At 63.5% G+C, this 21506-nt stretch carries 16 protein-coding genes; 7 read left to right on the top strand and 9 right to left on the bottom strand.

Annotated features, from left to right (window positions below):
• Window positions 1-10: 10 nt before the first annotated feature.
• Window positions 11-3220: a two-partner secretion domain-containing protein gene (locus tag ACE039_RS10005; protein ID WP_485822275.1), complete on the bottom strand. Its 3210-nt coding sequence runs from the start codon at window positions 3218-3220 to the stop codon at window positions 11-13.
• Between the two features lie 69 nt (window positions 3221-3289).
• Window positions 3290-4753, bottom strand: a complete 1464-nt coding sequence (locus ACE039_RS10000; protein WP_485822274.1) for a ShlB/FhaC/HecB family hemolysin secretion/activation protein — start codon at window positions 4751-4753, stop codon at window positions 3290-3292.
• A gap of 775 nt (window positions 4754-5528) precedes the next feature.
• Between ACE039_RS10000 and ACE039_RS09995 the strand changes: the two genes are divergently transcribed.
• On the top strand, window positions 5529-6215 hold the full coding sequence (locus ACE039_RS09995; RefSeq protein ID WP_485822273.1) for a response regulator: 687 nt from the start codon (window positions 5529-5531) through the stop codon (window positions 6213-6215).
• A 52-nt stretch (window positions 6216-6267) separates the two neighbouring features.
• Here ACE039_RS09995 and ACE039_RS09990 read toward each other — a convergent pair whose 3' ends face one another.
• The 6 genes from ACE039_RS09990 to ACE039_RS09965 all read right to left on the bottom strand — a co-directional run bounded on the left by ACE039_RS09990 (window position 6268) and on the right by ACE039_RS09965 (window position 12589).
• Window positions 6268-7068: an APH(3')-II family aminoglycoside O-phosphotransferase gene (locus tag ACE039_RS09990; RefSeq protein WP_485822272.1), complete on the bottom strand. Its 801-nt coding sequence runs from the start codon at window positions 7066-7068 to the stop codon at window positions 6268-6270.
• Window positions 7069-7139: 71 nt separating this feature from the next.
• Window positions 7140-7994, bottom strand: coding sequence for a class I fructose-bisphosphate aldolase (locus ACE039_RS09985; RefSeq protein ID WP_485822271.1), 855 nt, complete (start codon window positions 7992-7994; stop codon window positions 7140-7142).
• A gap of 20 nt (window positions 7995-8014) precedes the next feature.
• Complete coding sequence (locus ACE039_RS09980) at window positions 8015-8995, bottom strand: aldo/keto reductase (protein ID WP_485822270.1); 981 nt, start codon at window positions 8993-8995, stop codon at window positions 8015-8017.
• Window positions 8992-10032: an ABC transporter permease gene (locus ACE039_RS09975; protein WP_485822269.1), complete on the bottom strand. Its 1041-nt coding sequence runs from the start codon at window positions 10030-10032 to the stop codon at window positions 8992-8994. The genes ACE039_RS09980 and ACE039_RS09975 overlap by 4 nt, the downstream gene beginning before the upstream one ends.
• Window positions 10032-11552, bottom strand: a complete 1521-nt coding sequence (locus ACE039_RS09970; RefSeq protein ID WP_485822268.1) for a sugar ABC transporter ATP-binding protein — start codon at window positions 11550-11552, stop codon at window positions 10032-10034. The genes ACE039_RS09975 and ACE039_RS09970 overlap by 1 nt, the downstream gene beginning before the upstream one ends.
• A complete protein-coding gene (locus ACE039_RS09965; protein WP_105556891.1) occupies window positions 11549-12589 on the bottom strand; it encodes a substrate-binding domain-containing protein in 1041 nt (346 codons plus the stop codon). Before ACE039_RS09965 ends, ACE039_RS09970 begins: the two co-directional genes overlap by 4 nt.
• Window positions 12590-12768: 179 nt before the next feature.
• Here ACE039_RS09965 and ACE039_RS09960 point away from each other — a divergent pair, with 179 nt between their 5' ends.
• From ACE039_RS09960 to ACE039_RS09950, 3 genes are read left to right on the top strand one after another with little or no spacing between them, the layout of a single operon-like run.
• Window positions 12769-14259, top strand: coding sequence for an FGGY family carbohydrate kinase (locus tag ACE039_RS09960; RefSeq protein WP_485822267.1), 1491 nt, complete (start codon window positions 12769-12771; stop codon window positions 14257-14259).
• Complete coding sequence (locus tag ACE039_RS09955; RefSeq protein WP_485822266.1) at window positions 14256-15974, top strand: glycerol-3-phosphate dehydrogenase/oxidase; 1719 nt, start codon at window positions 14256-14258, stop codon at window positions 15972-15974. Before ACE039_RS09960 ends, ACE039_RS09955 begins: the two co-directional genes overlap by 4 nt.
• Window positions 15971-16726, top strand: coding sequence for a GntR family transcriptional regulator (locus ACE039_RS09950; RefSeq protein ID WP_485822265.1), 756 nt, complete (start codon window positions 15971-15973; stop codon window positions 16724-16726). The genes ACE039_RS09955 and ACE039_RS09950 overlap by 4 nt, the downstream gene beginning before the upstream one ends.
• A 12-nt stretch (window positions 16727-16738) precedes the next feature.
• Here ACE039_RS09950 and ACE039_RS09945 read toward each other — a convergent pair whose 3' ends face one another.
• Window positions 16739-17314 carry a hypothetical protein gene (locus ACE039_RS09945; RefSeq protein WP_448713276.1) on the bottom strand — a complete coding sequence of 192 codons (576 nt, stop codon included), beginning with the start codon at window positions 17312-17314 and terminating at the stop codon, window positions 16739-16741.
• A 328-nt stretch (window positions 17315-17642) separates the two neighbouring features.
• Between ACE039_RS09945 and ACE039_RS09940 the strand changes: the two genes are divergently transcribed.
• The 3 genes from ACE039_RS09940 to ACE039_RS09930 are packed head-to-tail and all read left to right on the top strand — an operon-like array spanning window position 17643 to window position 21459.
• Entirely contained in the window at window positions 17643-18356 is a 714-nt protein-coding gene (locus ACE039_RS09940) for a gluconate 2-dehydrogenase subunit 3 family protein (RefSeq protein WP_105556700.1), read from the top strand.
• Between the two features lie 2 nt (window positions 18357-18358).
• The gene (locus ACE039_RS09935) at window positions 18359-20134 is read left to right on the top strand and encodes a GMC family oxidoreductase (protein WP_310029184.1); all 1776 of its coding nucleotides are present in this window, start codon (window positions 18359-18361) and stop codon (window positions 20132-20134) included.
• An 11-nt stretch (window positions 20135-20145) separates the two neighbouring features.
• Window positions 20146-21459, top strand: a complete 1314-nt coding sequence (locus ACE039_RS09930) for a c-type cytochrome (RefSeq protein WP_105556702.1) — start codon at window positions 20146-20148, stop codon at window positions 21457-21459.
• Window positions 21460-21506 lie beyond the last annotated feature (47 nt).

Raw genomic sequence — 21506 nt, 5'->3', positions numbered from 1 at the left:
ATCTATAGCGTTAATTGGCCATGTCGATAGATCCATAATTGGTGCCGGCTATCGGCACCAATCCAGCCTGGCCGGTTACGGAATTGCCGCGCATCGTGCTGTAGTTGATGCCGACCAGCCCGCCGAATGTCTGGTTCTTGCCGTAACGGAAGTCCACTTGGCTAGCGGTTTTAGAATAGGTGACCGCCCCTTGGTTCATGCCGATCAGGCCTCCCAGCGTCATCCCGGTTCCATAGTAATAAGATGAGCCGAGTTGCTGGCCCGTAACGATGCCCGTGGATGTGGAATGCTCGATCTCGCCGCCGGTTTGGTTTTGAGCAACCAAGCCGCCAATGGTCGCGTAGTTGTGGCCGATGACCGAACCGGTGGCGATGCCGCCGGAAATCCTGCCGGTGTTCACGCCCACCAGACCGCCGGTCATGCTGTATTGCCCACCTTGGGTAAGGCTGGTCGAGCTGGAAGTTTGGATGGACCCGTTATTGTGGCCTGCCAGACCGCCCACTGTGGCGTAGTTGGCAGCGCTAACTCTCCCCACCCGCGAGACGCTATAGTTGATTTGGCCGTTATTGACGCCCACAAGGCCGCCCACGCGGGTACCGGCGTTAGCCATGACGGAGGAAAGGCTTGCGCCGCTCGCCTCCCCGTTTTCAATGGACCCGCCAACGCCGTTGTTGCCGACCAAGCCACCGATATTTCCGGCATATTGCCGATCTTCTACTACGCCGCTGGCAACAACGTCTCGAATCTGACCGCCGTTATTCGCGCCGATCAAACCGCCCGTGTTCGAGCCATTGGATGTGGACACCCTGCCGTACGCGCTGGACTCGGAGATGGGGCCGCCATTATTCACGCCGACCAAACCACCCACGGAACCGCCCGCCGTGGCTGCGACGGAACCGCTACTTTCAGTCCGAGTGAGATAGCCGTTATTGATTCCGATCAGGCCTCCCACGTTGCTGGAAGCGCCGGCGGACACTGCGCCGGTGCTGCGTACGTTGGTCAGCATTCCATTGCGGTTCGATCCAACAAGCCCGCCCACGTTGAGATTCGCACTGCTGGTGGTGACTGCGGAAGCGCTGTGCGAAGACTCGATGATGCCATGGTTGGCGCCTACCAGGCCGCCGATGCCACCGACCTCGTTGCGCTGCATCGTACCGCTGACGGTGCCATTGGCTTGGCTAGCGACAATTCGGGCCCCATCACCAAGGTTGGTCCCCACCAGACCGCCCATGCTCTCGGTATATGTGCCGCTACGTACGACGCCTGAGTATGAGGAATTGCTGATAATTCCATTTGAGTTGGTGCCAACCAAACCGCCGGTGACGTTGGATCGGTAACTGTTGCCATTGACGGTAGACGCGGACACATTGACGTTGTCAATCAAGCCGGTGTTGTAACCAGCCAGCGCTCCGATGGACATGGAAGCAATGTTGACAGACGGCGAGGTGACCGTCATTGATGCCAGGTTCAGATTGCGGATAACGCCTGCGGACGACGAGAACAAGCCAACGTTGCCTCCGCCACTGGAGACGGCAAAGCCCGTCAAGGAATGGCCCATCCCGTCGAACGTGCCATTGAACGTGCCGTAGGCGCCGCCAATGGATTGGAATGTTCCGGTACCCCGCAGGTCAGTTCCCAGTACGTAGAAACCATAGAGATTGTTATTGACCGCTTGTAGGGCCGCCTGGTTCTGAATGATGTTGTGCAGGATGTTGTTGGAAAGGAAGGTGGCGCCAACGCCGCTTAGCGTGATATTGGCTTTGGGATCCTTCAGTACGTAGTGGGCGGTAGCCGGCTTGCCCGTAGAACCTCCCGTTCCTGCGGCGGCAGTTGTGGTGTTCAGCGTGATGCGGGAGTTCGGTCCGCTAAGAATAATCCTGTCGCCAATGTCGATGCGTTCATCGGCCAGCAGGTTCAGGGTGGCGCCCGTGCCAGTCGTGGAGACTGCGCCGTTCAGAGCGGTCTTGCCCCCGCCGCCGTGCTGGGCATTCAACGTCAGGCTATTGCCGGTGTTCCAATTCACCGGCGCGTTCACCACGACATCGCCGACGGAGCTGGCCAGCTCGATATTGGTGTTGACGAGGTTACGATTCAGCGTATCGGCGTGAATGGTCGGAGCATAAATGGCAGCCGTGTTTTCGACATTGACGTCGCTGCTGGTGAGCTTGAAGGTGCCGATGTAACCGTTGATGGCGCGGGTGTCGAGGTTGGTGCCCAGGCGAACGCCAACGTGTTCACCGGAGGCCTCGATGGCGCCGCCGTTGCCGTAGGAGGTCAGGGCGTTGGCGCTTAGCCTGCCCGCGACTTCCACAACGCCCTTTGCTCCCCCGTCCAGCACGATCTTGCCAGGCACATTGTTCAGAGTCTTGGCTTCGATGACGCCGCTGTTGTTGACGACTGTCGTGAGGGGCGAGGCGTTGCTGCTGCTGCCTTTGAGCAGGACTTGTCCCCCGTCTGCGCGGATCGTGCCGCTGTTCTGTGCCAAGGCATTGGCAGACGCGGCGTTGATTTCCAGCTTGACCAGACCGCTGCCCATGCTGACCGTGATTTTGCTGCCACCAGCCAGGGCGGCGGTGCCGCCGTTGGCCTGGATCGAGCCGGTGTTGATGGCTTGGGTGCCAAGCAGTAACACATCGCCGCTTTGGGCGGTGATCAGCGCGCCATTGTTATAGACGCTATTGGTAGTGACTCCTTCAAATACGAATTCGCCGCTGGTGTTGTTGTAGAAACTTGTAGGATCCGTCATCAAGGTCGATGCGACCAGGCCCCCGACATTGACGTTGGCCCCGGCGCTGAATACAACACCTTGCGGGTTGACGATGAAGATCTTGCCTTGGGCGGCGAGATTACCGCCGATCGACGTGGGGGAAGCGCCAGAAACGTAGTTCAGCGCCATGTCGCTGGTCCGCTGGTTGAAGGTAACGCGTTCGCCGGCGTCGACGCCGAAGCTATCCCATTTGATGACCGCCTTGGGCGTGGTCTGGTTAATGACCGTTTCGGCGCCATTTGCCCAGATCTGGGCCGTGCCATGCGTGACCGTGCCGCCCGTGGGCAGCGCATGGGCCGTTGGCATCAACATCGACAGCCCGAGCACGACGGCGGCCATGGCGCCGGCGCGGACGCCCGAGCAGCTGGACTTGCCGCGTTGTTTGGCGGTTTCGCCTGCGACGCTCCAGCATCCCTTGGATTCATTCCATATGACGGTGTAGGACTTGTTCATTGTGCCTTCTGCTAAGTAGCGCGTTGGCGTAAGCCGACGCGGGGTTGAAAAACTCTTTGGGCCTCCGGATCAGAAGAGGCGGGTGGCCTGGAACCACAACCGCGGTTCGCGCTTGGGGCCTTCTTGTTGGTAGTTGTTTTGTTCCAGCGGCCATGCGGCCGTCAGCGTGACTTGGTGCTGGCGGCCGGTTTGGATCAGGCTGATGCCCATGGCGGATAGCTGCTGACTGTTGCGCCCGCTGGCCCACGGGCGCTTGCTGAGGCGCACGGCGCCTTTGTCGAAGAAGGCGGCAAGCTGCAGGCCGGGAAAGGGCAGGTAGCGCAAGTCCAGGCTGCCTTGCCAGCCTTCGTCGCCGCTGGCGGCGCCGTTGGCGAAGGCGCGCACACCAAAGGGGCCGCCCAGGCTGAATTTCTCTGAGCTGTCCAGGTTCTTCGATGCCAGTTGGGCATTGAATTGCGCGGACAGCATGAAAGGGCCGGGCAGGTTCTGCATGCGTAGCAAGGTGATGTTGGCCTTGCCGAACCTGCCCGCCGCGCGGCTGTACAGGCGGTCGCCTTGGCGGCTGTTGGGGTCGCGTAGCTGTAGCGAACCGATGCCATAGGACAGGTACATCGCGCTGCGGCCGCCTCCAAGAAGGCCATCGTCGCGGCTGCCGTTCAGCGACGCCGTCCACAGGCCGACGTGCTTGCGGTTGACGATTTCAAACAAATCCATGGCGTCGCGCATGCTTTTGTCGTCATACTGCAGCTGGGCCTGTAGCGTGAAATTGCGGCTGCGCAAGAGCGGCTGTTGCACGAACAGACTGACGATCGAGGCCTTGCCGTGCGCGTCAAGGATGTCGAAGTCCCGGCCCAGGCGGTAGCTCATGTTGGAGACGCTGGCGCCTAATCGTGTCAGACTGGATCCGACGGGTACCTGGTAAGCCACGCGGTAGTAGCGCTGCTTCTTGTCGCTGGTCAGCAGACGCAGGTTCAACTGGTCGCCCAGGCGTAAGGGGCTGTTCACATCCAGGGTGCCGGCCAGGCGGAATTCACCGGTGTAGTACCCGCCGAAGTTGTCGGCGTCCAGGCTGCCCGCCATCAAGGGGGCGGGCTCCGCATCGATGAGCAATTCCGTCGAGCCGGGGGCCTTGCCTGGCCGCAGCGTGCCTTGGACTTGGACGCCGGGGATGTCGTTGACGAGCATCAGGCGGTTGTCCAGCGCTTCCAGGTGCACCGCGTCGCCTTGGCGCAACGGGGAAAGCGCCCGGAGTAAGACCGAGTCATTGACGCGAGTCTGGTTGTTCAACGTCACGCCGTCGTAGACGCCTTCCTGGATGGCGATCTGGACCACGCCGTCCACGATGTCTTGCGGCGGCAGGTAGGCGCGGGCCAGCAGATAGCCGCGGTCTTGATAGAACTTGGTGATGCGATCGGTGGCGGCGCGCAGCCCATCCAGGTTTTGTTCAGTGCCTGGAAGGTCCGCCAGCAGTTGCAGGAGTTCCGTATCATCGAAAACCTGATTGCCGCGGAGTTGAAATTTGGTGACCGGCACGCCGGGGCCTTCGGATCGGCCGGTGGCCGAGGGCAGCGAGGACGGGGCGGTTACGTCGAGGCTCGGCTGCGAAGCCGGCGGCGTGAAGGCGGGAAGTGTTGACTCAAGCTCTCTGAGCGCCCGGCCGGCGTCGGGGATTTGGGCGAAGGTAGGGATCGGTGGTAGCGCCAGCATCAGGCTGACCGTCAGCTGCCAGCGCAAGCCTGCGGTGGGGGAATATGGCGGCAGGGTGCAAGCACGGCCAGGACGGATCCGCCGGCGCATTGCCGCCATTGCATTGTGGAATATCACTTGGTTCTACCCGCTGTGTGCAGCGGCCCTTTATTGATTTTGTTGTCATCGTCGTGAGCCGCTCGGGAGCGCGTTTTCCCAGAGTGCGTGATGCCCGGTGAGCGCATGGGACACAATGCGGGGCTCGGCTTTTTTTCCGGCATCGGGCGTGTCGCGATGCCGAGGCCACGGAGAATGACTATAGGTTTTTGTAGGACTAAGAGAACTAGGAAAGATACGAAATTGGTGGGGTAGTTATTCGAAACTGAGTTCGTTTAATTAATGGCCTGACTGGTAATTGTTATAAAAATGAATGGATTGGTCTCGCTTTTGTCGTAAAGTGGTCAAGGCTTGCCCGTTCTGCGGCGAAGCCGTAGTGTGGAACTGGTCCTGTTTTTAGTATGTGTTGCCGGCCAGATCGTTGTGTCCCAATATGCTGAAAGCGTGGCTCTCGTCTACAATAAATTCGAACGAGTGGGTTCCTCCCTTGATATGGAAGAGTGTGTTGGCGTCTGAAACCGATATATATGTCGCGCTTGTCGATGATCACCCCGCAGTGTCGCTGGGTGTGGTGTCGGTACTAAGCGAGAGACCCGAGTTCGTGATGGTGGGACAAGCCACGGACTCGACGGGCCTGGTGGATTTACTGAACGAAAATCCATGTGATGTGCTGATTTCCGACTTCTCGATGCCGGGAGGGAAATACGGCGACGGTCTGGCGCTTGTGGCTTATCTGGAACGCAACTATCCGACGCTGCGTACCGTTATTTACACCATGTTCGATAGCCCGATAATGGTATGGGCGATGGTGCGCCAGAATGTCCTGGGAATCGTCAGTAAATGCGATTCCCCTACCCATTTGATTAGTGCGGTGCGGGCGGTCCATGCCGGGCGGCAGTATTATTCGCCAGTTATAAAGGAACTGTTGTTGAATAATATGCAGATGGGCGGAGAAAGCCGCCTGACGCCACGCGAGGCGGAAGTGGTTCGATTATTCTGCGCAGGCGGCACCATTACCCATATTGCCGAGATGGTGCATCGGAGCGTGCAAACGATCAGCACCCAGAAGCGCAGCGCAATGAGAAAATTGGGCGTGACAACAGATGCCGATTTAATCCGCCATGTGCTGGGCAATGGGGTACATACGTCCATGGACATGGCCAGCGCGATAGGCCTGCGGCCACCAGGCTAACGCTGGGCGGGCTCGCCGCCCGAGTTGTGGGCGGCATTGGCCTATTTGCGTGCTAGAAGAATTCGTCCAGCAGGCAATAGAAGTTGATGCGCTGCGTATCGGGCGTAATGCCATATTCGCGAAAGAACGCGGCAACCCATTCCTTGCCGACATTGCGGGCGATGCTTCGCGCCGCCAGCGCCAGGTCTTGAAAGCGGTCGGCGATGCCCAGACGGCCGCAATCGATGAACCCCGTGAACTGGTGGCCGTCGACCATGAGGTTGGGAAGGCAGGCGTCGCCATGCGTGACCACCAGATCGTCTGCCGGGGGGCGGCTAGATAGCAGTTCGGCCAATACCTGGTTGGCCGATTGCCCCAGCCGTTCATCGTCGAAATCCGCTTCGTCGACCAATCCGGCGTGGACGTGGCGCTGCGCCTGCGCAATCCGCGCTTCCAGCCGGTGGTCGAACGGGCAGGCTGCAATGGGCAGGCGGTGCAAGTCGCGCAATGCCGTCGCCAACACGCCGATGACTTGCGCGGGAGGCAGGGCGGCGCTGGCCAGGTCGGCACCGCGAAGCGCCGTCATCAGAAGCCAGTGGCGGCCGCCTTCCATCGCGGTGTCCAGTACGTGCGGGGCGGGTTGGCCAACCTGCTGCAGCCAGCGAAGCCGGTCGATCTCGTCCGGCAGCTCGGTTTCCGCACTTGCAAGTTCCGACTTTAGAAAAAGATCAGGCTGCTTGGGGCGCCGCACGCGGAACACGTCCGCGCGGGACTCGCCGATGGATTGCGGTTCCAGGGATGCGTGGGCGAAGTCTTCGCGCCATTTGGCGGGAAGGGCGATGCTGTGGCTTTCCGTTGCGTTGGACGATTCCATTGGCTTACCGATTCACGTGGGGGCTCAGAAGCGAGCTTCGACATGATAATCAGCTGGGCCAACGCGTGGCGTTACCCGTGGCTGGATTCGCTTTCGTATTGCTGCCATGCTTCGCGCGCGCTGGCACCCTGGTGGATCATTGCCATCAGTGCGCGCACTACCGCCGAGGGGGAAGCGTGCTGGTAGACGTTGCGTCCGTACACGAGGCCCACCGCGCCTTGATCCAGCAGTTCCCATGACCGGCCGAAGACACGTTGCAGGTCTTCGCGGCCGCCTCCCCGCACCAACACCGGGCAACGCGCCGCCTGGACCACGCGATGGAAGTCGCGGGTCTCGGTGGTGGGGTCGGCCTTGATGATGTCGGCGCCCATTTCGCGCGCCAGGCGGACCAGCGTCACGATTTTTTCGGCGTCGCCGTCCACCATGTAGCCGCCGCGGGCGGAGTGGGGCGCCATGACGAGCGGTTCGATCATCAGCGGCATGCCATAACGATCGCAGTCGGCGCGCACGCGTGCGATGTTCGACACGCATTGGCGGAACAGGTCGGGTTCGTCGGGCAGCATGAACAGGTTGACGACGACGCAGGCGGCGTCCATCTGCACGGCCGGCAATACCGGATCTTGCGTGTTCTGCAATACGGCCCACATCACGCGGTGCGTGGTGGCGTTGTAGGGGTTGCCCATGTCCAGGCGCATGACCAACGCGGGTTTATCGCGCCCCGGGCGTTGCTGTAGCAGACCGGCCTGGCCGTAATTGAGCTGGATGGCGTCGGGGCGCGCCGCTACCAGTTGATCCATGACGGCGGGCATGTCCTCCAGGCCGTCGAGGAATCCGGGTTCGTTGCAGACGCCGTGGTCGACGGCGATGTCCAGGCAGCGGCCGGCGGTTAGCAGGCGGTTCAGGCGCGCTTCTTTGTTATGCGTCATGAAGAGGTTTCCTTGTCCTTTCAGTCCAGCGTTTCAAGATGGAGGGCGGCGGCCGTGTCGATGGCGGCAAGGGCGGTCGGGTCCAGCGTGAGGTTCGCGGCACCGGCGTTTTGGACTGCTTGCGCAGGCGTGCGGGCGCCGCACAAGGCGGTGCTGACCCCGCCTTTGCGAGTGGTCCAGGCAATCATCAGTTGCGCGTAAGAGCAATCCAGGCGCTGCCGCAATGGTGCCAATGCGTCAAAGAAGGCCTTCAGCCGCACGCGGTTGGCGGCGGAGAAGCGCGGGTTGCCGGCGCGCTGGTCGTCGCCTGTGAATTGCCGGTCGGGGTCGAGCGGGCCAGCCAAGAGGCCGAGGGCCAGCGAGGAGTAGCCAAGCGAGGCCACGCCGTGTTCCCGGCACGGAGGCAGCAGCGTGGACTCGATGTCGCGGTCGATCAGGCTGTAGCGTTCCTGGATGGCGTCCACCGGGCCATGGCGCAGGTATTCGGCCAGCGTTTCGGGCGCGGCGTTGCTGATGCCGATGGCACGGATCTTGCCCTGGCGCTTCAGGTCCAGCAGCGCGCCCATGGTTTCCGCGACGGGGGTGCCGCTGTCCTGCCAATGCGTGATGTAGAGGTCGATGTAGTCGGTTTGCAGGCGGGCCAGGCTCTGTTCCACTTCATGGAAGATGGACGCGCGCCCCAGGTGGCGGTGCACCGGTTTGCCGTCTTCGTCGAAGAAGTGCGTACCCTGTTGCGTGTGCCATACCAACCCGCACTTGGTCGCGATGACGGCCTGATGCCGGCGTCCTTGCAGGGCGGTGCCGACCAGGCGTTCGGCGTGCCCCAGGCCGTAGGCGGGCGCGGTGTCGATCAGGCGCACGCCGGCGTCCACGGACGCGCGGATGGCGTCGATGGCCGCCGCATCGTCGCCGCCGCCCCACATCCATCCGCCCATGGCCCAGGTGCCCAGGCCGACGGTTTCGCATTCGATGCCGGATGCGCCCAGAGTGGTGATGTTCATCGGTGTCCTTTCTTGACGTTCATAAGATGGTCGACGGTGACGGCGGCCAACAGGATCAGGCCTTTGACCACGTCCTGCCAGTAGGGCGAGACATCCAGCAGGATCAGGGAACTGGTCACGACCGACAGCAGGGCCAGCCCCAGCACGGCGCCCAGGACCGTGCCGGAGCCGCCTTTCAAGCTGGCGCCGCCGATCACCACGGCGGCGATCACGTTCAGTTCCATGCCCATGCCGAAGGTGGGCGTGGCGGCGCCGAAGCGGGCGGTGTAGACGACGCCCGCCAGCCCCGCCAGCGTTGAACACAGCACGGTGACCCAGAACTTCACCCGGCCCGTGCGGATGCCGGAATACAGCGCGGCCTTTTCATTGCTGCCGGTGTAGAACACTTTGCGCAGCAGCGCGGCGCGGCGCAGGGCGAAGTCGCTGACGATGACGATGGCGGTGAAGATCAGGATCACGGCGGGGATGCCGCCAATGACGCCCTGGCCGATGAACTTGAACTGCGCGGGCAGCGAAAACAGCGACTGCGGCGTGCCTTGCGTGATGGCCAGCGACAAGCCGCGCACGATCACCATGAAAGCCAGCGACGCGATGAAATGGCTGAGCCCGATGCGCGTCACGCACAGGCCGATCAGCGCGCCCACGACGCCGCTTGCCGCGATGGCCGCCAGGCTGGCGGTCCACGGGTCGACGCCCATCAGGAACAGCTTGCCGGTGATTACCATGGCCATGCAGACGACCGAGCCCACCGATAGGTCGATGCCGCCTACGATCACCAGCAGGGTCATGCCGACCACGACAATGCCTTCGATGGAGAACGACAGCAGCATCGCGCGGATGTTCTCCCAGGTCAGGAAGTGTGGCGACGCGAAGCTCATGCCGATGGCGAGCAACGCGATGATCAGCAGCAGGCCGGCCTCGCGCATGCTGGCCAACCGGTGCCGCAACGGTAGCCCGGTGGCGGGGCGCGCAGCGGCCAGGCTGCCGTCGGGCGCCAGGACGGCGTCGGTCGCGGAGGAAGGTTTGAGTTCGGACATCAGATCGTCTCCTGGGCGCTGAGGCCAGAGGCCAGTCTCAGCAGCCGCTCTTCGGTCATTTCGCTGGCGGCCAGTTCGCCGGCCAGCCGGCCGTCGCGGATCACCAGCGCGCGGTCGCACAGGCCGATGATCTCCGGCAGTTCGGACGAGATCACGATCACGCCCACGCCCTGGCTGGCCAGGTCTCGCAAGATGTGGTGGATCTCGGATTTGGCGCCGACGTCCACGCCGCGCGTGGGTTCGTCCATCAGCAGGACGGCGGGATGCGTCGCCAGCAGCTTGGCGATCGCTACCTTCTGCTGATTGCCCCCCGACAGGCTGGCGGCGTCGATGGCCACGCCGTTGGACTTGAGTTTGAGCCGGGCGCCCAGCTCGGTGGCCAGACGCCGTTCCGCGCGCCTGCGCAGCAGGCCGAAGCGCGAACTGATACGCGCCAGCGCCATGGAAGATATGTTCTGCTCGATGGGCAGTTCCAGAAATAGTCCGGCGGCCTTGCGGTCTTCGCTGAGGTAGGCGATGCCATGGCGCAGGGCGTCGCCATAGCGGCGTATTCGCAGGGGTTTGCCGCGTAGCCGCACCTCGCCGCGGCGCGCGCGCCGCAGGCCGCACAAGGTCTCGGCCAGTTCGCTGCGCCCCGCGCCCATCAGGCCGGAGATGCCCAGGATCTCGCCGCGTTTGAGCGTGAAGGAGACGCCGTGCACGCAAAGGCCGTCGGCGAGGCCGTCGACCTCCAGCAAGGGCGTGGCGTCTTCGCCCGCTGCCTGTTTTGGCGGGTAGTAGCAACCCAGGTCGCGCCCGACCATGCTGCGTACCAGCGCATCGGGCGTCAGGCCGGAAAGCGGGGCGCAGAGTACGTCGCGGCCATCGCGCAGGACGGTGACGCGGTCGCAGTGCTGGAAGATCTCGGCCATGCGGTGGCTGATGTAGATGATGCCGATGCCTTGCGCTTTCAGGTCATGCAGCACGCGGAATAGGGCGGCCGATTCGACCTCGGTCAGCGCCGCCGTGGGTTCGTCCAGGATCAGGACTTTGCAATCCAGCGTCAGCGCCTTCGCGATTTCGACCAGTTGCTGGCTGGAGATGCCGAGGTCGTCCACGCGCAGACCCGGATCGATCTGCTGGCCCAGTCGCGCCAGCGCCTGGGCCGCGCGCGTGTTCAAGCTGGCGAAGTCCATCCAGGCGCGGGGCCGGGTGGCGATTTCGGGCATGAAGATGTTCTCGGCGACCGTGGCGTCGCCGCACAGCGCGATTTCCTGGTGGACCAGGCCGATGCCCAGCCGCATGGCGTGGGCGGGGCCGTCGATGACCACGCGCTCGCCATTCAAGCGGATATCGCCTTCGTCTGGCGCGTGGATGCCATCGATGATCTTCATCAGCGTCGACTTGCCGGCGCCGTTCTCGCCGCACAGGGCGTGGATTTCGCCCCGCTGCAGCGAGAAATGCACGCCGGCCAGCGCGCGCGACGCCCCGAAACGCTTGGCGATGCCGTGCAGTTCCAGCAGGGGCGGTTGCGCGGTCATTCGTTGATGCCCTTGGTGCCGCGGCGCGCCAGGTATTTGTCCCAGTAGAAATCGTCGGCGTTGGCTTTGCTGACGATGGACAGGCCGTTGTCCAGGAAGGGCACGGCCATCGGGTTGGTGCCGTTGCGCTTGGCGTCGTTCATGGGGTCGATCAATTGCTGGTTGCGCGCCAGAAACAGCAGCATCATGCCCATATAGCCCTGCACGCCCTGGTTCGGATTGACGGACCCGTAGACTTCGCCCGACTTGATCATGTCCAGGATCTTGGCGTTCACATCGCAGCACAGCACCTTGATGTTCTTCTTGGTCTCGATGCTGGCCTGCGCCGCACCCAGGGCGGAGTTGGCTTCCGGCATGAACAGCGCGGCCAGGCCCGGATTGGCCTGCGCCAGGCTCAAGGTGGCTTGATACGCCTTGTTGGGATCCTGGTTGCTGGCCGCGCGGCCCACCAGCTTCATGCCCGGGTGCTTGGTCTTCATGCGGTTGATGAAGGCCGCGATGCGGCGGTCATGGTTGTCTTGCCCCGGATTCTCCAGCACGGCGTAATCGCCCTTGCCGTTCAATGCGGCGGCGATCGCATCGGCGGCCTGCGCGCCTTCGCGTTCGTTGTCGGACGTGACGAACGACACCCGCTTGGAATTGGGGGAGTCCGCGGCGAAGGTGACCACGGGAATGCCCATCGCCGCGGCGCGGTTGATGGGTTCAATGAACGGGTCGGGGTTCATCGGATGCAGCAGAATGCCAGCGGGCTTGCGGGCGAGCTCCTGTTCGAACGAGGCCAATTGTTTGTTGACGTCGTACTCGGGCGTGCCCGAGTAGCGCGTTTTGACGCCCAGCGTCTGGCCAAGCTGCTTCATCATTTCATAGACCGGGAACCAGTACTCCACCCCGGACACCATGACGTTCATGACATAGACGTCGGTGGTGGCGCCTTTCAGGCCCGTGCCCGGCGAGGCCGTCGCGCTTTGCGCAAAGGCATTGGCTCCTGCCAGGCTGGCGCCCGCAGCAGCTACGGTCTTCAAGAAATCTCTTCTCATGTTGCGCTCCTTTTCCTCGCATTGATCCATTGCCTGTTGGCGTGGATACCCGGTGGTGGGCCTGAATTGGCTCAACTCGTTGTTATGACATCGACTGAACTATATGGCAGCGGAATTATTTCTTTTACTAGGGGAAACACTGCTATCCTGCGGAAAATATCTGTAGACAATGTCATAACATGAAAGCAGACATCTTCCTGGGTATCGACATGGGGTCCACGGGCTTGAAGGCAGTTGCCTTCGAAGCCGGGACGGGAGCCACGCTGGCTGCGTCGGGTAGCGCAATGCCGTACCGGCATCTACCTGGCGGAGGCTGCGAGCTGCGGGCGGACGCCATCGACGCCGCGTTGGTGCACGCCTTGCGTGGCGTGGCCGAACAGCTGGGGCCGCGCACGGCCCAGTTGCGCGCGCTGTGCTGCACCGGGCATGGCGCGGGGCTGTACGCGCTGGACGAGCGGGGCGCGCTGCTGGCCGAGCGTGCCGTGGCTTCCACCGATCAGCGGGCGGCGGGCCGCGCGCGACGGCTGGCGCAGCAGTATGGGGATGCCTTGTATCAAGAGGTGGGCTGCCGGCCATGGGCGGGTCAGCCGAGCCTGGTCGCGGCGGAACTGTTTGGCGCGGATGGCGGCGGGCAGCAGGCGATACGCCGCCTGTTGTTCGCCAAGGACTATCTGGGGTTTTTGCTTAGCGGAGAGATCGCGACCGACGCCAGTGATGTCAGCACCGCTGGCCTGCTGAACCTGGAAGCCGGGACGTGGTCGAGGTTGGCGTTCGAGGCGGCCGGTTTGGCGGCATTGATGCCGAGCGCGTTACCGCCGATCGTGCCCACGGGGACGGTGATCGGGCACCTGTTGCCCGCGCGCGCAGCGGCCTGCGGATTGCCCGCCGGCCTGCCCATCGCCATGGGGGCGATCGATCTGCTGGCCTCGCTGTCTGCCGTGGGCGCCGTGAAAAGCGGCCATGCCGTTGCGGTGTTCGGGACCTGGTGCGTGAACGCGGTGGTGGCGCCCGCGCACGAGCCCAAACCGGAAGTCGGCGCGATCGTGCGCTACGGCCCGGCGGCGTCGCGGCTCTATCTTGAGAACAGCCCGTCATCCATGGCGAATGTGGCGTGGCTGGCGCGCACGCTGCAGTTCGACGACGCGGCCGCCGCGGTGGGTGGGGCGATGTCGGTGCCGTTGGGCGCCGAGGGCCTGCGCTTCCTGCCGTTCATCAACGGGGGCGGCGTGGCGGCCGGCGCCGCGGCGGGGTTCATTGGGCTGAAAGGGCATCACGGCCGCGCGCACATGGCCCGGGCGGTGATCGACGGGGTGGCGGCATTGCATGCCTGGCACCTGAAGCGTCTGGCTGCGCGTGGCCTGGGCGTGCCGGGGCGGGTGGCCGCCTTGGGCGGCGGGGCGCGTGATCCGCGGCTGGTGCGATTGCTGGCGGACTTCATGGGGCATCCGGTGGAGCGTTGCGGCGATGATGAGACCGGGGCGCGGGGGGCGGCTGGTTATGCCGCGATGTCGCAAGGGGCTTGCGCGGATGAGGTCTTGCCGGTGCGGTGCGTGGCAGAAGCGCCTGACGCCGCGGCCTTGCAGGCCCATGCGGCGTTCTATACGGAATTTGAAATGCTGATCGGCAATATGGCGCCGGTGTTCGGGCAATTGGCGGGGCGTGCGCCATGACGACGGACACCTTGCCCTATGTGCGCCCATCGGCGTTGGCGGGCCGCCATTTTTCAACGGTGATCGTGGGTGCCGGCATCAACGGCGTGGGCGTGTTCCGCGATTTGTCCTTGCAGGGCGTGGACTGCCTGATCGTCGACAAGGGCGACTTCGCGGCCGGCGCCAGCAGCGCGCCGTCGCGGATGATCCATGGCGGTCTGCGCTACCTGGAAAGCGGCGCGTTCGCACTGGTGGCCGAAGCCACCCGCGAACGCAATCTGTTGCTGCGCAATGCGCCGCATCTGGTGCGTCCGCTGGAAACCGTCGTGCCATTGTCCAGCCGGTTCGGCGGTTTGCTGGGCAGCATGTTGCGTTTTGCGGGCTTCACTGCGTCGCCCGGTGCGCGCGGCGTATTCGTGGTGGCGCTGGGCCTGCGTTTGTATGACCGGTTGGGGCGGCGCCAGCGCGTGATGCCCGAGCATCGCATCGCCCGGGCGTCGGCCGCGGACGGCGCCTTGTTTCGGGATACGGTCGGCTGGACGGCCACCTATTTCGACGCCTGGATCAGCCATCCTGAATGGTTGATCCAGGAACTGATGGCCGACGCGCATGCGGACCAGCCGGCTTCGTTGGCCGCCAATTATTGCAATGTGACCGCTTGCCGCGGCAAGACGTTGAGCCTGCGCGATGAGATTACCGGGGAGACCGCCGAGGTCACCGCGGACGCCGTGGTCAATGCCACGGGCGCCTGGCTGGACCGGTCGGCGGGCGTGCTTGAAGGGGCGGGTTCCCGCGTCATGGGCACGAAGGGGTCGCACCTGATCCTGGACCATCCCGCGCTGCGCGCGGCGCTGGATGGGCGCATGGTGTATTTCGAGGCGTCGGACGGCCGCGTCTGCATCGTTTATCCCTTCATGGACCGCGTGCTGGTCGGTTCCACCGACATTCCGGTCGACGATCCTGACCAGGCGGCAACCGAACCCGCCGAGATCGATTACCTGCTGGACGTGTTGGGCGAGGTCTTTCCGCGGTTGCGTTTTGCGCGGGGGGACGTGGTCTACACTTACGTCGGCGTGCGCCCGCTGGCGTACTCCGATGCGGACAAGCCTGGCCAGATATCGCGCGATCACGCCGTGGTGCTAGACCCGCCGAACGCGGTGCGTGATGTGCCGCTGGTGTGTCTGGTGGGCGGTAAATGGACCACGTTCCGTTCGCTGGCGGAAATGGCCGCGAACCAGGTACTGACGCAACTGGGCCGGCCGCGCCTGCGCCTGACCGAGACACTGGCCATCGGCGGCGGCGCGGACATGCCTGCGGACGGGAAAGCCAGGGAACAACGGGTCGATATGATCCAGCGCCGGTCCGGCTTGCCACGCGAGCGCATCGACGAACTGATGGGTCGCTACGGTTCGCGCGCGGGCGCGCTGGCGCGGTCCTTTGCCCGCGCGGGCGATGTTCCGCTGCGCCATGCGCCGGATTATTCCGAAGCCGAGATCCGCACGCTGTGCCAAGAGACCGGCGTGCAGCATCTGGCCGATCTGGTGATCCGACGGACCCTGCTGGCGATACGCGGCCGCGTGACCGACGGCTTGCTGGCCGAACTGGCCGATCTGGCCGCGGCGGCGCTGGGCTGGACAGACACGCGCCGGCGCGACGAATGGCTGGCTTGCGCCGCTATCCTGCGCGACCGGCATTTTGTAGATATTGATTCGACTTCTAGCCTTATCACGACATGAGCAGCCCCATTCCGACCCAAGACGTATTGGACCGCAGCGCCGGCGCCCCGCTCTGGACACAGTTCCGCGATGTGGTGCGCAGCAAGATCCTCCAGGGCGAGCTTGCCGTGGGGGCCAAGCTGCCCACCGAGGCCGAATTCGGCGAACAGTACGGCATTTCCCGCATCGTCGTCAGGGAGGCGTTGGCGGACCTGGTGCGCAATGGCCTGATCTACAAGATCCGCGGGCAGGGCGCTTTCGTGTCGGCGCGCGAACGCGACGAAGATTTCGTGTCGACGGTGCTGGGCTTTTCGGACGAAATGGCCCGCAAGGGCCGTACGGTGCGCACCCAAGTGCTGGTGCAGGAGCTGCGCGCGCCCACCGCGCAGGAAGCCTCGGCGTTGGCGCTGGCGGATACGGACATGGTGGTGGGGCTTAAGCGGCTGCGCAGTGTGGATGGCGAATTGCAGCTGCTGGTGGAAACCGCCGTGCCGGCGGATCTGGCGCCCGGCCTGCACCGCACGCGCCTGGAAAACCGTTCGCTGTATGACGTGCTGCGCCGGCAGTACGGATTGCGCATCGTGCGCGCCGAGCGTTGGATCGATGCGGTGGCGCCCGACGCGCCAACGTGCGAACTATTGGGCATGGCCAGCGCGGAACCGCTGTTGCGCATTGAGTCCATTGCGTACGGATCGAATGGACGGCCGCTGGAATACTACCGGGCTTTGCACCGGTGCAAGTCCAGCCGGCTGCACGTCCAGACGACGACCTAGGCCCGGCCTGGATCAGAATACATTCAGCGCTCGCGCCACCCATAACGCCAGTCCGATGGCGATGCCGATCAGCAGCGTGCGTCGCAATCCCCCACCCGGGCGTACCGCGCCTGGCGATACGGACGGGTCGGCGGCGGCCATGCGCACGGCATCGTCCGCGGGGGCGGACGGCATCGCGCCCGAGGCTTCCCGGTCCGGGTGGTCGGTCTCTATCGTGAATGCCGGCTTGCCTGAGGCGTCGGGTAGATCCTTGACGTCGACACCGGCGTTTTTCAGCATATCCCACAGGCCGCCCAGGTCGTTGCCGCTGCGCAGCGCGTCGATGCGTTCGCGATCGGCGCGCGGAACCTCGTCCAGGCTGTCGTACTTGCGGCCGTTCACCGTGACCGCGCCGTCCTTGATCTGGACTTTGAAGACTTCGCCGTTTTCAAGACCCGAGTAATTCCATTCCTGGCTGACGCTGACGCCGTCCATCCTGCTGTCCAGCAGGTCTTCGATGTGGACGCGCTGCTCGGGCGTGAGATCCGTGGTGGTGCTCCAGCTGCGCGTGGTTGTCGAACTGCGCCAAGTCTTCGTCTTGTCGTTCATGGGGAGGGATCCGTTGCTGTTCCTGCCGCGAAATATACAGAATCCGTTAATCCGCTTGTCAGGAAAGTCCGATTTTTCGGACTTCTTACATTGTCCTTAATGCAAAAGATATTTTCATGTCAAGAAAATTGAACTGATATGGTCTTTAGAGCAGATCAGATGGGCGAAAAGGCGCATAATGCCGGCACCTTCTCTTACGTCCCTTTTCAAGAGCAGGTCCAATTTTCTGTAAGCAAAGAGCGTGTTGTCACTAGCTCGGCAGTTCGTGTTTCCAGGTTTCATGTTCGGTAGCGCGCTAGGACAACTTGGAGTATTCACGGAGATGTCTATGACAGAAGATGCAAAGCCGCGCCGGCGGTTTCTGCAAGCGCTGGCCATTGTGCCGGCGTCGACGTTGGCGGTAGGCGGCTTGACCACGGCCTGTACCAGCGGCGATGACGGCAAAACCGCCCAGGCGGCCAAGCCCTACGCACCCACCTATTTCACCCAGCCCGAATGGACCTTCATCGTGGCGGCCGTGGATCATCTGATCCCCGCCGACGATTACGGCCCGGGCGCCATTGCCGCTGGCGTGCCCGAGTTCATCGACCGCCAGATGGAAACGCCTTTCGGCCACGGCAAGCTCTGGTACATGGAGGGTCCGTTCCATACGGATCAGGTGCCGGAACTGGGTTACCAGCTGAATCAGAATCCCCGCCAGGTCTACCGCCACGGCATCGAGGCCTGCAACGCCTGGTGCGTGAAGACGCATGGCAAGGTATACGCCGAGCTGGACAAGGCGCTGCAGGAACAGATCCTGAAGGATCTCCAGGGCGGCAAGATCCGGTTTGATACCGTGCCCGCCACGACGTTCTTCAGCTTCCTCTTGTCCAACACCAAGGAAGGGTTCTTTGCCGATCCGATCTACGGCGGCAACAAGAACATGGTGGGTTGGAAGATGGTGGGCTTTCCCGGCGCGCGCGCCGACTATATGGACTGGGTCGACCAGCCCAATGTGAAGTACCCCTATGGCCCCGTGTCGATCTCTGGGGAGAAGGGTTAATCATGGCGATCAAAAAAGACAAAGTGGATGCAGTGCTGGTCGGGTTTGGCTGGACCGGCGCGATTCTGGGCCAGGAGCTGACCGAAGCCGGCCTGCACGTGTTGGCGCTGGAACGCGGCGGCATGCAGGACACGCCGAAGGACGCCGAGTACCCCAAGGTGGTCGACGAGCTGGCGTACTCCGTGCGCGGCAAGCTGTTTCAGGACCTGTCCAAGGAAACCGTGACGATCCGCCATGGCGTGGACGACGTGGCCGTGCCGTACCGCCAGAATGGCTCGTTCCTGCTGGGCACGGGCGTGGGCGGGGCGGGTTTCCATTGGAACGGCATGCACTACCGCGTGTTGCCGGAAGAGCTGGAACTGCGCACGCGCTATGAAACGCGCTACGGCAAGAAATTCATCCCGGAAGGCATGACCATCCAGGATTTCGGCGTGACCTACGACGAACTGGAACCGTATTTCTCGAAGTTCGAGTACGTGTGCGGGACGTCCGGCAAGGCGGGCAACCTGAACGGCAAGATCGTCGAAGGCGGCAACCCGCTGGAAGGCAAACGCAGCAAGGAATTCCCGTTGCCCGCGCTGCCCAACACCTATGGCGCGCAGCTGTTCGAGAAGGCCGCGCGCGAGGTCGGCTTCAATCCGTATCCCGCGCCTGCCGCCAATGCGTCCGGCCCGTACACCAACCCTTATGGCGTGCGTCTGGGACCCTGCAATTTCTGCGGTTTCTGCGAAAACTACGGGTGCTACATGTACTCGAAGGCATCGCCGCAGACGACCATCCTGCCGGTGCTGCTGAAGAAGCCGAACTTCGAGCTGCGCACGCACTCGCAGGTGATCAAGGTCAACCTGGATTCCACCGGCAAGAAGGCGGTGGGCGTCACGTACATCGACGCCGAGGGGCGCGAGATCGATCAACCGGCCGACCTGGTGATCTTGTCCGCGTATCAGATGCACAACGTGCGCCTGCTGCTGCTGTCGGGCATCGGCAAACCGTACGACCCGAAGACCAATGAAGGCGTGGTTGGCAAGAACTACGCCTACCAGATGAACGGCGCGGTGAACGTGCTGTTGCCCAAGGGCACCCAGTTGAACCCCTTCGTGGGTACCGGCGCGGGCGGCGTGGGCATGGACGACTTGAACGGCGACCAGTTCGACCACGGCCCGCTGGGCTTCGTGGGCGGCGCCAGCATCCGTCACGTGCGCTACGGCGGCCGCCCGATCAAGCAGACGCCAACGACGCCGGGCACGCCCACCTGGGGCACCGCGTGGAAGGCCGGCGTGCAGGACGCGTACCAGCGCTTCATGACCATCGGTATTTCCGGTTCGGTGATGTCGTACCGCGACGCCTATCTGTCGCTGGACCCGACGTACAAGGACGCCTATGGCCAGCCGTTGCTGCGCATGACGTTCGACTGGCATGACAATGAATTCGACATGCTGGGCTACATGGGCAAGCGCATGGAGACCGTGGCGAAGGCCATGAACCCCGAGAAGCACTTCGTGGCGGTGCGCAAGAAGGGCGCGCGCTATGACACTCGGGTCTATCAGAGCACCCACAACACGGGCGGCGCGATCATGGGATCGAACCCCAAGGAAAGCGTGGTCAACAAGTATCTGCAAAGCTGGGATGTGCCGAACGTGTTCGTGATGGGCGCCTGCGTGTTCCCGCAAAACATGGGCTACAACCCGACGGGGCTGGTGGGCGCCTTGGCCTTTTGGGCCGCACAGGCGATTCGCGACCAGTATCTGAAGAACCCCGGCCCGCTGGTCCAGGCTTAAGGAGACGCACAATGTTGAAGCAAACCATTGTTGCGGCCTTTTCGGCCCTGGTGGCCAGCGCCGCGTTCGCCGCCGACGGCACGCCGGCCGCGGCCGATGCGCAGATGATCAAGCAGGGCGAATACCTGTCGCGCGCGGGCGACTGCATCGCCTGCCATACGGCCAGGGGCGGCAAGCCCTTCGCCGGCGGATTGGGCATCGAATCGCCGCTGGGCACCATCTATTCGACCAACATCACGCCAGACAAAGAGACGGGCATTGGCAATTACACGTACGAAGACTTCGACCTGGCCGTGCGCCACGGCAAGGCGCGCGACGGCCATTCGCTGTATCCGGCCATGCCTTACACGGCGTATGCCAAGGTCACCCCTGATGACGTGAAGGCGCTATATGCCTACTTCATGCATGGCGTGGAACCCGTCAAGCAGGAAAACAAGGACACGGATATTTCGTGGCCCATGTCGATGCGCTGGCCCTTGACCGTGTGGCGCTGGATGTTTGCGCCGGACGTCGTCAGCGGCCCGGCCGCCAGCGACTTGAAGGGCGCCGACCGCGAAGCGCTGTTGCGCGGCCAGTACCTGGTCGAAGGCCTGGGCCATTGCAGCACCTGCCATACGCCGCGTGGCTTTGCCTTGCAGGAAAAAGCGCTGAGCGACACGGATGGCTCGGCCTTCCTGTCGGGCGGCGTGGTCGAAGGCTGGCTGGCCAAGAACCTGCGCGGTGACGTCGCCGACGGGCTGGGCAGCTGGACGAAGGAAGACATCGCCGTATTCCTGAAGTCGGGCCGCAACGGTCATTCGGCGGCGTTCGGCGGCATGGCGCAAGTGGTCGAGGACAGCACGCAACACCTGTCCGACGCCGATTTGAACGCGATTGCGGTGTACCTGAAGAGCTTGCCGCCGGTCAATAAGGACGCGACCAAGCCGTTGGCCTATGACGAGTCCGTGGCGCAAGCGCTACGCACCGGCCGCGACAAGAGCGATGGCGCGATGGCGTTCCTGAACAACTGCGCCGCCTGCCACCGCAGCACCGGCAAGGGTTACACGGAAACGTTCCCGCAGTTGGCGTTGAGCTCGACGGTGAACTCCGCCGATCCTGCCTCGCTGATCCACATCGTGCTGAAGGGGGCGCAGATGCCGGGCACGACGGCGGCGCCGACCGCCTACGCGATGCCGGGCTTCGACTGGCGCATGACCGACAAGGAAGTCGCGGACGTGGTGACTTTCGTGCGGTCCAGCTGGGGCAACAAGGGCGCGGCAGTCAGCGCGTCGGATGTGGCCAAGGTGCGCAAGGACGTGGGGGCGGCCGCGCAACCGGCGAGATAGCGCGCCCGGCGGTTCCACCTGACGGGGGGGGGGGGGGGGGGGGGGGG

The organism is Achromobacter maghribensis, assembly GCF_057334215.1.
Note: the sequence above shows the minus strand (reverse complement) of the source record. Positions and strands in the feature narration are given on the sequence as shown.

Bases quoted from the DNA above. Each gene is read 5' to 3' on its own strand.
- ACE039_RS09975 (WP_485822269.1), bottom strand. From the start codon at position 10,032: ATGTCCGAACTCAAACCTTCCTCCGCGACCGACGCCGTCCTGGCGCCC.
- ACE039_RS09940 (WP_105556700.1), top strand. From the start codon at position 17,643: ATGACAGAAGATGCAAAGCCGCGCCGGCGGTTTCTGCAAGCGCTGGCC.
- ACE039_RS09945 (WP_448713276.1), bottom strand. From the start codon at position 17,314: ATGAACGACAAGACGAAGACTTGGCGCAGTTCGACAACCACGCGCAGC.
- ACE039_RS09950 (WP_485822265.1), top strand. From the start codon at position 15,971: ATGAGCAGCCCCATTCCGACCCAAGACGTATTGGACCGCAGCGCCGGC.
- ACE039_RS09980 (WP_485822270.1), bottom strand. From the start codon at position 8,995: ATGAACATCACCACTCTGGGCGCATCCGGCATCGAATGCGAAACCGTC.
- ACE039_RS09965 (WP_105556891.1), bottom strand. From the start codon at position 12,589: ATGAGAAGAGATTTCTTGAAGACCGTAGCTGCTGCGGGCGCCAGCCTG.
- ACE039_RS09960 (WP_485822267.1), top strand. From the start codon at position 12,769: ATGAAAGCAGACATCTTCCTGGGTATCGACATGGGGTCCACGGGCTTG.
- ACE039_RS09935 (WP_310029184.1), top strand. From the start codon at position 18,359: ATGGCGATCAAAAAAGACAAAGTGGATGCAGTGCTGGTCGGGTTTGGC.
- ACE039_RS09970 (WP_485822268.1), bottom strand. From the start codon at position 11,552: ATGACCGCGCAACCGCCCCTGCTGGAACTGCACGGCATCGCCAAGCGT.
- ACE039_RS10005 (WP_485822275.1), bottom strand. From the start codon at position 3,220: ATGAACAAGTCCTACACCGTCATATGGAATGAATCCAAGGGATGCTGG.
- ACE039_RS09955 (WP_485822266.1), top strand. From the start codon at position 14,256: ATGACGACGGACACCTTGCCCTATGTGCGCCCATCGGCGTTGGCGGGC.
- ACE039_RS09990 (WP_485822272.1), bottom strand. From the start codon at position 7,068: ATGGAATCGTCCAACGCAACGGAAAGCCACAGCATCGCCCTTCCCGCC.
- ACE039_RS09985 (WP_485822271.1), bottom strand. From the start codon at position 7,994: ATGACGCATAACAAAGAAGCGCGCCTGAACCGCCTGCTAACCGCCGGC.
- ACE039_RS09930 (WP_105556702.1), top strand. From the start codon at position 20,146: ATGTTGAAGCAAACCATTGTTGCGGCCTTTTCGGCCCTGGTGGCCAGC.